Origin of the sequence: Collimonas humicola (assembly GCF_018304945.1) — a bacterium.
Classification (GTDB): Bacteria; Pseudomonadota; Gammaproteobacteria; order Burkholderiales; family Burkholderiaceae_D; genus Collimonas; species Collimonas humicola.
Genome location: NZ_JAGQEE010000010.1, coordinates 128,428 through 141,506 on the forward strand (window position 1 = coordinate 128,428; position 13,079 = coordinate 141,506).

The 13,079-nt window shown below is 59.2% G+C and carries 14 protein-coding genes; 10 read left to right on the plus strand and 4 right to left on the minus strand.

The annotated features are described in order from the left end of the window. Positions 1 to 67 precede the first annotated feature (67 nt). The 8 genes from pyk (at position 68) to msrA (ending at position 8,128) form a co-directional block, all read left to right on the plus strand. Positions 68 to 1,501, plus strand: coding sequence for a pyruvate kinase (gene pyk / locus KHU30_RS23390; RefSeq protein WP_211445005.1), 1,434 nt, complete (start codon positions 68 to 70; stop codon positions 1,499 to 1,501). A gap of 96 nt (positions 1,502 to 1,597) precedes the next feature. Beyond that, entirely contained in the window at positions 1,598 to 2,662 is a 1,065-nt protein-coding gene (gene fba / locus KHU30_RS23395) for a class II fructose-bisphosphate aldolase (protein WP_211445006.1), read from the plus strand. Between the two features lie 107 nt (positions 2,663 to 2,769). Then, a complete protein-coding gene (locus tag KHU30_RS23400) occupies positions 2,770 to 3,666 on the plus strand; it encodes a phosphoribosylaminoimidazolesuccinocarboxamide synthase (RefSeq protein WP_211445007.1) in 897 nt (298 codons plus the stop codon). 4 nt (positions 3,667 to 3,670) lie between these two features. Beyond that, positions 3,671 to 4,189 carry a 5-(carboxyamino)imidazole ribonucleotide mutase gene (gene purE, locus KHU30_RS23405; protein ID WP_211445008.1) on the plus strand — a complete coding sequence of 173 codons (519 nt, stop codon included), beginning with the start codon at positions 3,671 to 3,673 and terminating at the stop codon, positions 4,187 to 4,189. 5 nt (positions 4,190 to 4,194) lie between these two features. Then, positions 4,195 to 5,400: a 5-(carboxyamino)imidazole ribonucleotide synthase gene (locus KHU30_RS23410; protein ID WP_211445009.1), complete on the plus strand. Its 1,206-nt coding sequence runs from the start codon at positions 4,195 to 4,197 to the stop codon at positions 5,398 to 5,400. Between the two features lie 12 nt (positions 5,401 to 5,412). After that, positions 5,413 to 6,456: an L-threonylcarbamoyladenylate synthase gene (locus KHU30_RS23415; RefSeq protein ID WP_211445010.1), complete on the plus strand. Its 1,044-nt coding sequence runs from the start codon at positions 5,413 to 5,415 to the stop codon at positions 6,454 to 6,456. 263 nt (positions 6,457 to 6,719) lie between these two features. After that, a complete protein-coding gene (locus KHU30_RS23420) occupies positions 6,720 to 7,436 on the plus strand; it encodes an OmpW/AlkL family protein (RefSeq protein ID WP_211445011.1) in 717 nt (238 codons plus the stop codon). Positions 7,437 to 7,597: 161 nt separating this feature from the next. Further along, complete coding sequence (msrA, locus tag KHU30_RS23425) at positions 7,598 to 8,128, plus strand: peptide-methionine (S)-S-oxide reductase MsrA (RefSeq protein WP_211445012.1); 531 nt, start codon at positions 7,598 to 7,600, stop codon at positions 8,126 to 8,128. A 45-nt stretch (positions 8,129 to 8,173) separates the two neighbouring features. Here msrA and KHU30_RS23430 read toward each other — a convergent pair whose 3' ends face one another. The 3 genes from KHU30_RS23430 to KHU30_RS23440 form a co-directional block, all read right to left on the minus strand. Further along, positions 8,174 to 9,385, minus strand: a complete 1,212-nt coding sequence (locus KHU30_RS23430; RefSeq protein WP_211445023.1) for a class I SAM-dependent methyltransferase — start codon at positions 9,383 to 9,385, stop codon at positions 8,174 to 8,176. 61 nt (positions 9,386 to 9,446) lie between these two features. Then, positions 9,447 to 10,109 carry a pyridoxamine 5'-phosphate oxidase gene (gene pdxH, locus KHU30_RS23435; RefSeq protein ID WP_230411401.1) on the minus strand — a complete coding sequence of 221 codons (663 nt, stop codon included), beginning with the start codon at positions 10,107 to 10,109 and terminating at the stop codon, positions 9,447 to 9,449. Continuing rightward, positions 10,106 to 10,654 carry a hemerythrin domain-containing protein gene (locus KHU30_RS23440; RefSeq protein ID WP_211445013.1) on the minus strand — a complete coding sequence of 183 codons (549 nt, stop codon included), beginning with the start codon at positions 10,652 to 10,654 and terminating at the stop codon, positions 10,106 to 10,108. The genes pdxH and KHU30_RS23440 overlap by 4 nt, the downstream gene beginning before the upstream one ends. A gap of 230 nt (positions 10,655 to 10,884) precedes the next feature. On the opposite strand from KHU30_RS23440, the gene tcdA reads away from it, so the two are divergent. Both tcdA and KHU30_RS23450 read left to right on the plus strand, forming a co-directional pair. Beyond that, complete coding sequence (tcdA, locus tag KHU30_RS23445) at positions 10,885 to 11,742, plus strand: tRNA cyclic N6-threonylcarbamoyladenosine(37) synthase TcdA (RefSeq protein WP_211445014.1); 858 nt, start codon at positions 10,885 to 10,887, stop codon at positions 11,740 to 11,742. 314 nt (positions 11,743 to 12,056) lie between these two features. After that, positions 12,057 to 12,761 (plus strand): MgtC/SapB family protein, encoded by a 705-nt coding sequence (locus KHU30_RS23450; protein ID WP_211445015.1) that lies wholly within the window; start codon positions 12,057 to 12,059, stop codon positions 12,759 to 12,761. A 22-nt stretch (positions 12,762 to 12,783) separates the two neighbouring features. Here the strand turns inward: KHU30_RS23450 and KHU30_RS23455 are convergent. Then, the coding region (locus tag KHU30_RS23455) for a hypothetical protein (protein ID WP_211445016.1) at positions 12,784 to 13,079 on the minus strand (296 nt) is incomplete at its 5' end.

Sequence of the window (13,079 nt, forward strand, 5' to 3'; positions counted from 1 at the left end):
TGCGAACGCGGGGATGACGGGGATGGAATAGCGATACATTCATCCATGCTGTATTGAAAGGTTTTCCATGCAAAGAGCTACCAAGATCGTCGCCACCATCGGACCTGCATCGAGCGATGCCGACACACTGGCGCGCATGTTCGTCGCCGGCGTCGATGTGGTGCGCCTGAATTTTTCGCATGGCAAGGCACAAGACCATATCGACCGCGCCGCGCTGGTGCGAGAGGTGGCCGCGGCCTGCGGCAAGCAAGTTGCGATCATGGCCGATTTGCAGGGACCGAAGATCCGGGTCGGCAAGTTCGAGCAAGGCAAGATCGAGTTGAAGAATGGCGAAAAATTCATTCTCGACGCCGATTGCGGCATGGGCAGCCAGGAACGCGTCGGTCTCGACTACAAGGCCTTGCCGCGCGATCTCAAGCCGGCCGATGTGCTGTTGCTGAACGATGGCCTGATCGTGCTGACGGTCGAGAAAATCCTCGGCAATGAAATCCACACCATCGTCAAGATCGGCGGCGAGCTGTCCAACAACAAGGGCATCAACCGCCAGGGCGGCGGCTTGTCGGCGCCGGCGCTGACCGCCAAGGACATGGACGACATCAAGACCGCCATGAGTTTCCAGGCCGATTATGTCGCGGTGTCCTTCCCGAAAAACGCCACCGACATGGAAATGGCGCGCCAGCTGGCCAACGTCGCCGGCGAAGCCTACGACCACAAGCCGATGATGATCGCCAAGATCGAACGCGCGGAAGCGATCCCGGTCCTGCAGGAAATCCTCGACGCTTCCGACGGCATCATGGTGGCCCGCGGCGACCTGGCGGTGGAAGTCGGCAACGCCGCCGTGCCGGCGCTGCAAAAGCGCATGATCCGCATGGCGCGCGTTTCCAACAAGCTGGCCATCACGGCAACGCAGATGATGGAATCGATGATCGTCAATGCCGTGCCGACCCGCGCCGAAGTGTCCGACGTCGCCAACGCCGTGCTGGACGGCACCGACGCCGTGATGACTTCCGCTGAAACCGCGTCCGGCAAGTATCCGGTGGAGACGGTGGAAGCGATGTCGGCGATCTGCCTGGAAGCGGAAAAATCGGAAGACTGCAAGCTGGACGCGGATTTCCTCAATGTCCGTTTCACCCGTGTCGACCAGTCGATTGCTTACGGCGCTTTGTTTACCGCCCACCATCTGCGCGTCAAGGCGATTGCCGCCCTGACCGAGTCGGGTTCGACCGCGCTATGGATGAGCCGCCACAATATCGACATCCCCATTTTTGCCATTACCCCGAGCATCGCTACCCAGCGCAAGGCCGCCTTGTACCGCAATGTGCAGACTTTCGAGCTGGCCAAGTCGAACGACCGCGAAGCGGTGCTGAAGGCTGCGCAGAACCTGCTGCTGGCCAAGGGCGTGGTGCAGCTGGGCGACTTGGTGGTGGTGACATGGGGCGAGCCTATGGGCCAGATCGGCGGCACCAATGCGCTGAAGATCATGAAGATCGGCGAGTATTGATGCTTAAGCAAATTTTTTAGTACAGCGTCATCCGCGCGTACGCGGGAATGACGTGGTAACAGGTAGCACTACAAGTTTCTATTATCGGAGTACAACATGCCTCTCGTATCCATGCGTCAATTGCTGGACCATGCTGCTGAAAACAGCTACGGCCTGCCTGCTTTCAACGTCAACAACCTGGAACAGGTCACTGCCATCATGCAGGCTGCCGATGAAGTCGGCGCGCCGGTCATCATGCAAGCCTCCGCCGGCGCCCGCAAATATGCCGGCGAAGCCTTCCTGCGCCACCTGATCGAAGCCGCGGTAGAAGCGTTCCCGCACATTCCGGTCGTCATGCACCAGGACCACGGCCAGTCGCCGGCAGTCTGCATGGCGGCGATCAAGTCCGGCTTCACTTCGGTGATGATGGACGGTTCGCTGATGGAAGACGGCAAGTCGGTCGCCAGCTATGAATACAACGTCGAAGTGTCACGCAAGGTGGTCGAGTTCTCGCACGCCATCGGCGTCACCGTGGAAGCGGAACTGGGCGTGCTCGGTTCGCTGGAAACCATGATGGGCGACAAGGAAGACGGCCACGGCGCGGACGGCAAGATGACTCGTGAGCAGCTGCTGACCGATGTCGCGCAAGCCGCCGATTTCGTCAAGCTGACCCAGTGCGATGCGCTGGCGATTGCCATCGGCACCTCGCACGGCGCCTACAAGTTCTCGCGCAAGCCAACCGGCGACATCCTGGCGATCGAACGCATCAAGGAAATCCACACGCGCATTCCTAACACCCACCTGGTGATGCACGGCTCCTCGTCGGTGCCGCAGGAACTGCTGGCGGAAATCCGCGAATTCGGCGGCGACATGAAAGAAACCTACGGCGTGCCGGTGGAAGAAATCCAGGAAGGGATTCGTCACGGCGTGCGCAAGATCAATATCGATACCGATATCCGCCTGGCCATGACCGGCGCGATCCGCCGCTACCTGATGGAAAATCCAAGCAAGTTCGATCCGCGCGATTACCTCAAGCCGGCGCGCGAAGCAGCCAAGGCTGTGGTCAAGGCGCGTTTCCTGGCGTTCGGCTGCGAAGGCCAGGCTGCCAAGATCAAGCCGGTGTCGCTGGAAAAGATCGCTGAGAAATACAAGAAGGGCGAGCTGGCGCAGATCGTTCAGTAATAAATAGTGTGGCAGCGGCGCCAGGCAAGGCTTGGCGCGATAATTTACCAGGTGCGGAATGATGCTTCCATCGTTCTTTGCCTGGTTTTCTGACTTTTGGAATAACCATGACAAGCCTCTATCAATCCACCATTACCTCACTGCCATTGCTGGGTCGCGGCAAGGTGCGCGAAAACTATGCCGTCGGTGAAGACAAGATCCTGATCGTCACCTCCGACCGCTTGTCGGCTTTCGACGTCATCATGAACCAGCCTATCCCGGGCAAGGGCAAGGTCTTGAACCGCATGTCCGATTTCTGGTTCGACAAGCTGGCGGCGATTGTACCTAACCACCTGACCGGGATTGCGCCGGAATCGGTCGTGGCGGGCGATGAAGTCGAGCAGGTGCGCGGCCGCGCGGTAGTGGCGAAACGCCTGCAGCCGATCATGGTCGAGGCGGTGGTGCGTGGTTATATCATCGGTTCCGGCTGGAAGGATTACCAAGCCACCGGCGCCATCTGCGGCATCAGCCTGCCTGCCGGTTTGCAGCAAGCCGCCAAGCTGGCCGAGCCGATCTTCACCCCGGCGGCCAAGGCCGAGATGGGCGAGCATGACGAAAACATCAGCTTTGCCGACATGGAAAGCCGCATCGGCAAGGAACTGGCCGAAAAAATCCGCAGCGTCAGCATCGCGCTGTACAAGACCGCGGCCGACTACGCGGCGACGCGCGGCATCATCATCGCCGACACCAAGTTTGAATTCGGCCTCGATAAGGACGGCGTCCTGCACCTGATGGATGAAGTGCTGACCGCCGATTCCTCGCGCTTCTGGCCGGCTGCCAGCTACCAGGTGGGCATTTCGCCGCCATCCTTCGACAAGCAGTTTGTGCGCGATTACCTGGAAACCGTCACCAGCTGGAACAAGACCGCGCCGGCGCCGACTTTGCCGGATGACGTCATCGAAAAAACCGGCGCCAAATACCGCGAAGCCCTGTTCAGCCTGACCGGCGAAACGCTGAAGGATTAATGAGATGACCAAGGATACTGCGATCCAATCGGCAGACAAGCCGGTTATCGGCATCGTGATGGGCTCTTCCTCGGACTGGGATGTGATGCAGCACGCGGTCGCCATCCTCACCGAGTTTGGCGTCGCCCACGAGGCGCAGGTGATTTCGGCGCACCGCATGCCGGACCAGATGTTCGCCTATGCAGAAACTGCGCGTGAACGCGGCCTGCGCGCGATCATCGCCGGCGCCGGCGGCGCCGCCCATCTGCCGGGCATGATCGCCGCCAAGACCATCGTGCCGGTGCTGGGCGTGCCGGTGCCGTCCAAGTACCTGCGCGGCGAAGATTCCTTGCTGTCGATCGTGCAGATGCCGAAGGGCATACCGGTTGCCACCTATGCCATCGGCGAAGCCGGCGCGGCCAATGCCGCGCTGTCCGCCATCGCCATGCTGGCCGCCACCGACCAGGCGCTGGCCGACAAGCTGCTGGCGTTTCGCGCCAAGCAGACACAGATTGCCCTTGATATGAAATTGCCACCGGTATGAGCAGTATGGAACACAAACCGCACGACTCCATAGCGCCGATTATTCCAGCAACAACGCCGCCAACCTGGCTGGGCGTGATGGGCGGCGGCCAGCTCGGCCGCATGTTCGCGCATGAAGCGCAATCCATGGGCTACAAGGTGGCGGTGCTGGAACCGGAGCAGGATTGCCCGACCGGGCACGTGGCCGACCGCCATTTCCTGGCCGACTACAGCGATGCAGTTGCCCTGGGCGAGATGGCCAGCCTGTGCGCCGCTGTGACCACCGAGTTTGAGAACGTCGCCGCCGACAGCCTGGCGCTGCTGGCGCAGAACAGTTTTGTGGCGCCGGCTGCAGCCAGCGTTTCGGTGGCGCAGGACCGTATGGTGGAAAAGCGGTTTTTCACTGCTTGCGCCAAGGAGTCCACGGTACTGCCGGCGCCGCATCAATTGATCGCTGCGGCAACCGATATCGATCAGGTGCAGGCCGATCTGTTGCCAGGTATATTGAAAACCGTCCGCCTCGGCTATGACGGCAAGGGCCAGGCGCGGGTGCGTACCTTGGACGAGCTGCGCGCGGCGTTCGCCGGCATGAACGGGGTGGCCTGCGTGCTGGAAAAGATGTTGCCGCTGGCGTATGAAGTCTCGGTGCTGGTGGCGCGCGGCGCCGACGGCAAAGCGGTGGTCTATCCGATTGCCGAAAACGTCCATCGCGACGGCATCCTGTTCACCACCACGGTGCCCGGCCCGAACGTCTGCGACGAAACCGCTAAACGCGCGCAGCACGCGGCGCTGGTCATTATCGAACAGCTGGCGTATGTCGGCGTGCTGTGCATCGAATTTTTCGTTTTGCAGGATGGTTCGCTGGTGGTCAACGAGATGGCGCCGCGTCCGCATAACAGCGGCCATTACACCATGGATGCCTGCGTCACCAGCCAGTTTGCGCAGCAGGTGCGGGCGATGGCGCGCATGCCGCTGGGCGATACCCGCCAGCATTCGCCGGCGGTGATGCTCAACATCCTCGGCGATATCTGGTTTGACGGCGCTAGCGACCAGACGCGCGAACCGGCCTGGGACAAGATCCTGGCGCTGCCGGCGGCGCATCTGCATTTGTACGGCAAGGCGCAGGCGCGCCGCGCCCGCAAAATGGGACATATCACCTTTATCGCCCCGACCCTGGCCGAAGCGCAGCAGCAGCTGGCCGCTGCCTGCGCCATTCTCGGCATTGCCGCCTGAATGAAGCATGCCATGACGGACGCGACTATCGACATGCAAGCCATCAAGCTGGCGGCGCGCAAGCTGGAAGCGGGCCAGCTGGTGGCGTTTCCAACCGAAACGGTGTACGGGCTGGGAGCGGATGCCGAGAATGCGGCGGCGGTTGCCAGCATCTATGCCGCCAAAGGGCGTCCCTCCAACCACCCGGTCATCGTCCATGTGGCTCCGGAAGCCGACATCGGTTATTGGGCCGACGCCATTCCGCCGCAGGCGCATGCGCTGATCGCGGCTTTCTGGCCGGGACCGCTGACGCTGATCCTGGAGCGTGCGGCGCACATCCCGGCGCAGGTTTCGGGCGGCCAGAGTTCGGTCGGCTTGCGCTGTCCATCGCATCCGGTGGCGCAGGCGTTGCTGCGCGAATTCAAAGGCGGCAAAGGCGGCATCGCCGGCCCCTCGGCGAACAAGTTCGGCCATGTCAGTCCGACTACCGCGCAGCACGTGCGCGACGAATTCGATACCGACGGCGACAGTCCCATCGCTTGCATCCTGGATGGCGGCCAGAGTGAAGTCGGGATCGAATCAACCATCATCGATTTGTCGCGCATGGCGTCGCACGGGCCGGTGCTGCTGCGGCCCGGCCATATCAGCGCTGCGCAAATCGGTGCGGTGCTGGGAGTTGCGGTGCAAGCCGCGGATGCGGCCGCGCCGCGCGCTTCCGGTACGCTTGAATCGCACTATGCGCCGCGCACGCCGGTGCTGCTGGTGGCGCCGCCGCAACTGGCGGCAACGCTGTTGCAACTGCATCAGGCCGGACAAAGCCTGGCGCTGATCTCTTATTCGGCAGCTGCCGGCGGTCCGCCGCTGGCGGCGCAATGCGCCATGGCTGCGGCGCCGCAGCCTTATGCCCACGATCTGTATGCTGCGTTGCGCAACATGGATCACGCGGCCGCTGATCTGATCGTGGTCGAAGCTCCGCCGTCGGATCCGGCCTGGCAGGGGATTAATGACCGTCTGCGCCGCGCTGCGCATGATTCCTCTGCCGTCCTGGCGGGTTTTAAAACGGGTTTCAAAAAATAATTGCGGTAAAAAAGCTACAACTATAGTCAAATCATTCTAAAGCTGGCATAGTGTAAAAAAAAGAATAGCACGCGCGTTCTTTTCGTGAATGGGGCAGGGCCGGGATGTGTGCATCATGTATCCCTTCTGCTCCGATGGTTGAAGTTGAAGAACAGAGCGCTGTCTGGCCCAGCCAGAATTGCAAAGTGCCGCAAATGGATTTGTACTGCAGCCGATGCAGGCAAGTCCGCTACTAAAAATGAAGTGAAACTTGGAGAAGACATATGAAAAAACAATTCAACGTATTGCCAAAGCTGGCGGCCCTGTCCCTGCTGGCAGCATTCGCAGCGCCTGCCATGGCGCAGCAAACGGGCGACAATGTGGTGAACTTCGGTTGGGCGCATATCGGCCTGAACCAGTCCAGCGAACCGCTGAAGCTCGGCAGCGCCACCGTTCCGGGCAGCGGCGCGCATGTTTCCAACGCGGATACCGTGATCCTGCAGTTCACGCACTTTTTCACCGACAATATCGCTGTCACTGCGGATCTGGGCATCCCACCGAAATTCAAGCTCGCTGGCCAAGGCACGCTCAACGGTCTGGGCCAGCTCGGCACCGCTACACAATGGAGCCCGGCAGTATTGGCCAAGTATTACTTCGGCGATGCTAACAGCCAGTTTCGTCCTTACGTCGGCGCCGGCGCTGCTTACGTCTGGTACTCGAACATCAAGCTGACCAACAGCTTGACTGGATTGCTGGCAGGCGGCGACCCCGGCGCTTCCACCAGCGCGGACCTGAGCAGCTCGTTTGTGCCGGTTGCGAACGTCGGTATGGCCTATAACTTCGACAAGAACTGGTCCGCCAACTTCTCCCTGTCCTATGTCCCGCTGGACACCAAGGCTGATCTGTCCACTCGTCATAGCGATGGCACCACGACACACGCCACGACTAAAATCACTCTGAATCCTTTGGTTTCCGTGCTGACCGTCGGCTACAAGTTCTAAATCGCAGGTTAAGTTTTAATCTTAAAAAGCCCCGCAAGGCATGGTCTTGCGGGGCTTTTTGTTTGTTGCAGCGCTTGGCCGATAATGTATTTCTCCGTCGACAAGACGGTGCGGATTGCGTTAAAGTGAAAGTGTCGATTTTGTAGCAGGGGGGAGCGGCCATGACGAAGGAAGTTGCGGTATTAGGGGGCGGGTGCTTTTGGTGCCTGGAGGCGGTTTACCAGGAAATCAAAGGGGTGGAGCAGGTCGAGTCTGGCTACACCGGCGGCCATGTTGCGAATCCCAGCTATGAGCAGGTCTGCGAGGGCACGACCGGCCATGCCGAAGTCGTGGCGGTGACATTCGATACCGAGCAGATCAGCTATCGCGAGCTGCTGGAAATTTTCTTCACGATCCACGATCCGACTACCTTGAACCGCCAGGGCAATGACGTCGGTACTCAATACCGCTCGGCGATCTATTACCAGTCGCCGCAGCAGAAGAAGGCGGCGGAACAGGTTGTCGCGGAAATGGCGAATGTGTGGGATGCGCCCATCGTCACCGAATTGAGCGCCGCGGAAACCTATTACAAGGCCGAGGACTACCACCAGAATTACTTCCGCCAGCATCCCTTGCAAGGTTATTGCGCTTTCGTGGTGGCGCCGAAAGTGGCGAAGCTGCGTAAGATGTTCATCGATAAAGTGATTCGCTGAACCCGCTCCGCTGCGCCGGTGAACGCAGCGGATGGTGCGCTAATTTCACTTGCCTTGGTATATGTAGTCGCGCGACCAGGGCAGTGTGCCGGCGCTGCGTCCGGCTTTGCGGCAGACCACCTGGTACAGCGACATCCAGTCGCGTTCGAAGCCGTAGGAACTCCCCGCCAGGTAAATACGCCAGATACGGAAACGGCGGTCGTCGGCTGCTTTCCTGACTTCGTCGGCATGTGCTTCCAGATTGTCGGCCCAGATGCCGCAGGTCTTGGCGTAGTGGCGCCGCAGGTTTTCCACATCGAATACTTCCAGTCCGCCTTGCTGCATGGTTTTCAGCACCATGCCGATATGCGGCAGTTCGCCGTGCGGGAACACATATTTTTCGATGAATTCGCCACCGCCGTAAGGCGTCTCGCCATTGTCGATGTCGGTGGTGGTGATGCCGTGATTCATGGCGACGCCGTCATCGGCCAGCAATTCGCGGATGCGCGAGAAATACATGGGCAGATGCACCAGGCCGACATGCTCGAACATGCCGACGCTGGTGATGCGGTCGAAACGGCCGGTGACGTCGCGGTAGTCTTGCAAGCGGATTTCTATCTGGTCCTGCAGGCCGGCCTTGGCCACCCGTTCCTGCGCCAGCGCATATTGGTTTTCCGAGAGCGTGACGCCGACGCACCTGGCGCCGAATTTCTGCGCTGCCCGCAGCACCAGCGCGCCCCAGCCGCAGCCGATATCGAGCAGGGTCTGGCCCGGCTGGACCTGGATCTTGGTCAGGATGTGATCGATTTTCTTGAGCTGCGCGGTATCCAGGTCTTCATCGCCATGTTCGAAATAGGCGCAGGAATACACCATGTTCTGGTCCAGCCACAGCTTGTAGAAATCATTGGAGACGTCGTAGTGATAGCGGATCGCCTCGGCGTCCTTCTCCTTGTTGTGACGGAAGGTGCGAGTGATGCGGGCGAACTTGCCGTCCGCCTTGAGTGAATTGGCCGCCAGCGCATTGCCGACGGCGATGACTTCCCTGATTTTTCCTTCGACTTCGATTTTTCCTTCGACGTAAGCCTCGCCGAGATTGGCGAGCGATGGCGTCAGCAGGTAACTCAGCGCCGATACATGCGGCACGCGCACGGTGACCTCCGGCGACACGTAGGTGCCGAAGTCGAAACGCTGACCATTCCATAATTCCAGCCGCAGCGGTATTGCAGCTCGGTGACGAATATCATTAACCCAGTTTTCAAGCTTCTTTTCCCAGAACACGATTTCTCCTCCGGTCATTAAATACTTGTACCAAGCGGTCAGCGTCGACCGGTAACAGTGACTAAGGTTGCAGGCGTTGTCGCAGCCACTTGTCATCTGCGTCCAAGGTATACAAAATCCGGTCGTGTAAACGTGACCGGCGTCCTTGCCAAAATTCTACCGTATCCGGAAAAAGTCTGTAGCCGCCCCAATGTTTTGGGCGAGGCGGATTGTCGCCGAATTTTTGTTCGGCCTTGGCGTACTCTGCTTCCAGCAGTTCGCGGCTGGCGATGGTCTCGCTTTGCGCCGAAGCGATTGCGCCGAGTCGGCTGCGCAAGGGCCGGCTGTTGAAGTAGGCGTCGCTTTCGCTGTCGCTGATTTTTTCGACGCGGCCTTCGATGCGCACCTGGCGTTCCAGTTCAACCCAGTGGAACAGCAAGGCGCCGTAGGGATGTTCCTCCAGGTCGTGGCCCTTGCGGCTTTCAAAATTGGTGAACCATATGAAGCCGTGTTCATCGAACTGCTTGATCAGCACGATGCGCGACGAGGGGCGGCCATTGCTGCCGACGGTCGCCAGGCTCATTGCGTTGGCTTCCGGTACTTCGGCGCGCATGGCTTCGTCAAACCATTTTCCGAACTGGGTAATCGGATCGGCCGCGGTGTCGGCTTCCGACAGGCTGGCTTGGCTGTAGTCGATGCGCAGGTCCGCAATCGATTTGTCTATCTGTTGATTTTGCATATTCATGCTGGAATACCTCGACGTTGTTGCATGGCTGATCCTAGCTGTTGCATCTGCTGTGCGCTGAATAGCCGCTTCGCCATCGGGGCGATCCAGGTTTCTTCCTTTTCCATGTGGGCGGAATAGACGGCGGAAAATTGCTGGACGTCTTGTGGCGACAACTGGCCTGCCGGAGTGGCTGTTGCGCCATCGGCGATAGGCGCCAGTTGCAGGTTGAGTGTGTGCCACAGGCCATCCATCTGCTGGTGCTCGGCCATGATTTCCGGCATCAGCTTTTGCAGCACGGCGGCGTCTTCTCCAGTGGCGGTAACGCTCAGCATAGGCAGCAGGTCGACTTCTTCGTCCGCGTGATGATGCGGAGCGGCCTGGTTGAAATAACGCATGATGCTATGCGCGGCTTGCTGGGCCTGGGCATCGTTGCCATGCTGCGGCAGGTGATCGAGCAGGTTTTGCAGCGTTTCCAGCTGCTTGCGTATGCGGTCGTGGCAATGCTTGAGCACTGCAATCGGCTGGCTGAAATCTGGCGCGGTGGATATCAGTGCGTTGGGCATGGTGAGTATCTCGAAATTGGATGGGAGCGCTCATCCAGGGATGAATGCTTATTTGATAATTTGTCGACGGCTGACGATCTATTTATCTTCTTATATTAAAGCACTTCAAAAGTGATCCGTCATGCAGAGCCGGTAAAATAGCTGCAATAGCGATATCCAGTTTGATCTGCATCAAGTTTATCCTGGCTTATCTTGTCGAATGCCCGTCGTCTCACTTTCAGTTGCCTATCATGTCCTCACCTGTAGCCAGCGCTTACGGCGCCTCTGTTCCCACCACGGTTGATCTCGACGAGATTGATTTCGACCGCCGTTTCGGCGGCATCGGCCGTTTGTATGGCGCAGCCGCGCTGGCCCGCTTCCTGCAAGCGCACGTGTGCGTGATCGGTGTGGGCGGAGTGGGCTCCTGGGCGATCGAGGCCCTGGCGCGCAGCGCCATCGGCAATCTGACCATGATCGACCTCGATAATCTGGCCGAATCCAACATCAACCGCCAGATTCATGCTCTGACAGATACGCTCGGCCAGGCCAAGGTGAGCGCGCTGGCAGCGCGCGTTGCCCAGATCAACCCTTACTGCCATGTCACCGAGGTGGAAGATTTCATCAGCGCCGACAATCTGCCGGAAATGATAGGCGACGGGCGCTATGACTACGTGATCGACGCTATCGATAATGTGCGCGCCAAGGCGGCATTGATCGCCTATTGCCGCGACAAGGGCATCCGCCTGATCACCATCGGCAGCGCCGGCGGCCAGGTCGACGCCACCTGCATCGAAGTGCGCGACTTGGCGAAAACCGAGCAGGAGCCGCTGCTGGCCAAGGTGCGCAAGCGCTTACGATCAGAATACCGCTTCCCGCGCGGCGACAAAGTCCGTTTCGGCATCGACGCCGTCTTTTCCACCGAGCCGTTGAGCGCGCCGCTGGTTGAGCAGGCGTGTGCGGTCGATGCCGATACCGGCACAGCTGCGGGCGTAACCGGCCTGAACTGCGCCGGCTACGGTTCGGCAGTGGTGGTGACGGCTACTTTCGGTCTGGTTGCTGCCGGCCACGTCTTGCGCAAGCTGGCGGCTGATGCTGTGTCCGCAGCTTGACTTGCCCAGGCGGTCTACATAGAATCCTGTGGACCATGTTTGCAGGAGACCCGATTTTGGACAGTTGCACCAGTACTCGCGGATGGGCGCTCAACCCTTTGCATTTCACCTGCTAGCAAGCATTCATCGCTACAGCCAGTGAATTGAAGCGCTGTAGTGTCAATGAGATGCGATTCTGCATCGCCACCATTTATCTCCGTCCGTTTGTTTGATTTGCCTGGCCGGCTGTTCTTCAACTCCTGAAGCGGCGCCGGGCGCCAATGAAATGCCGTTATGCCGCGCGCATGGCGATGCATGCAGAAAGGTAGCGAAAGATGGATTGGAAAATATTTACCCTGCGCGTATTGCTCGCTCTTACCCTGGGCTCACTGATCGGCGCCGAGCGGCAGATGCGCCAGCGCATGGCGGGCTTGCGCACGAATGCGCTGGTGTCTATCGGCGCAGCGCTGTTCGTGATGGTTTCCGCGTTCGAATCGGATCCGCAGGGAGCAACACGGATTGCCTCTTATGTCGTATCCGGCATCGGTTTCCTTGGCGCCGGCGTCATCATGCGCGAAGGGATCAATGTACGGGGTTTGAATACAGCTGCTACCTTGTGGTGTTCCGCCGCGGTCGGCGTGCTGTGCGGACTTGGACATGCGCTGGAAGCTGCCATCGGCGCTGCCGCCATCCTGGGTGCGAACGTGCTGCTGCGCGGCGTCTCCCATATGATCAACCGCCAGGATCTGCATAGCGCGACGGAAACCGAGCAAGTGTATCGTCTCTCTATAGTATGCCGGCCGGAAGATGAGGTGCAGGTACGCACCTTGATGCTGCATATGCTGAACGGCATGCCGCACCTGGTGGTGCAGTCGCTGCATAGCGAGGACCTGGCTTCAGGCACGCAGCTGGAAGTGCGGGCGGACCTGATTACATCTCCTAGCAATCATTTGCAGCTGGAGCAGATTGTCAGCCGGATCAGCCTGGAGAAGGGCGTCAGCGCCGCGCGCTGGGCGGTATTGAATTCGGTGGATGTTTAAGCTGCTACTAATAAGAGCGTATTTAGCAGCGACGAATGCCCCGTAATACGGCTAAATCAAATAAATCGAAATATTTTAAAGAATTTGGATAAAAGTACTTGCGGGGAAGAGGTGGTGTTGCTATAGTTCGCCTCCCGTTGAGAACGACGCGAAAGAAGCGAAACAGCAGCAAGGAATTGGTGCTGAATTGAGCGCGAAGTTTGCGGGAAAAAAGCGGGTTGAAGTGGATGTAGTGAGTAAAAAGTTTTTCGGTAAGAAGTAAAAAAGTAGTTGACGAAAAACTTGAAACGCTACATAATCTCATCTCTCTGCTGCTGA

Coding starts and splice junctions, on each gene's coding strand:
- pyk (WP_211445005.1), top strand. CDS start 68: ATGCAAAGAGCTACCAAGATCGTCGCCACCATCGGACCTGCATCGAGC.
- fba (WP_211445006.1), top strand. CDS start 1,598: ATGCCTCTCGTATCCATGCGTCAATTGCTGGACCATGCTGCTGAAAAC.
- KHU30_RS23400 (WP_211445007.1), top strand. CDS start 2,770: ATGACAAGCCTCTATCAATCCACCATTACCTCACTGCCATTGCTGGGT.
- purE (WP_211445008.1), top strand. CDS start 3,671: ATGACCAAGGATACTGCGATCCAATCGGCAGACAAGCCGGTTATCGGC.
- KHU30_RS23410 (WP_211445009.1), top strand. CDS start 4,195: ATGGAACACAAACCGCACGACTCCATAGCGCCGATTATTCCAGCAACA.
- KHU30_RS23415 (WP_211445010.1), top strand. CDS start 5,413: ATGACGGACGCGACTATCGACATGCAAGCCATCAAGCTGGCGGCGCGC.
- KHU30_RS23420 (WP_211445011.1), top strand. CDS start 6,720: ATGAAAAAACAATTCAACGTATTGCCAAAGCTGGCGGCCCTGTCCCTG.
- msrA (WP_211445012.1), top strand. CDS start 7,598: ATGACGAAGGAAGTTGCGGTATTAGGGGGCGGGTGCTTTTGGTGCCTG.
- pdxH (WP_230411401.1), bottom strand. CDS start 10,109: ATGAATATGCAAAATCAACAGATAGACAAATCGATTGCGGACCTGCGC.
- KHU30_RS23440 (WP_211445013.1), bottom strand. CDS start 10,654: ATGCCCAACGCACTGATATCCACCGCGCCAGATTTCAGCCAGCCGATT.
- tcdA (WP_211445014.1), top strand. CDS start 10,885: ATGTCCTCACCTGTAGCCAGCGCTTACGGCGCCTCTGTTCCCACCACG.
- KHU30_RS23450 (WP_211445015.1), top strand. CDS start 12,057: ATGGATTGGAAAATATTTACCCTGCGCGTATTGCTCGCTCTTACCCTG.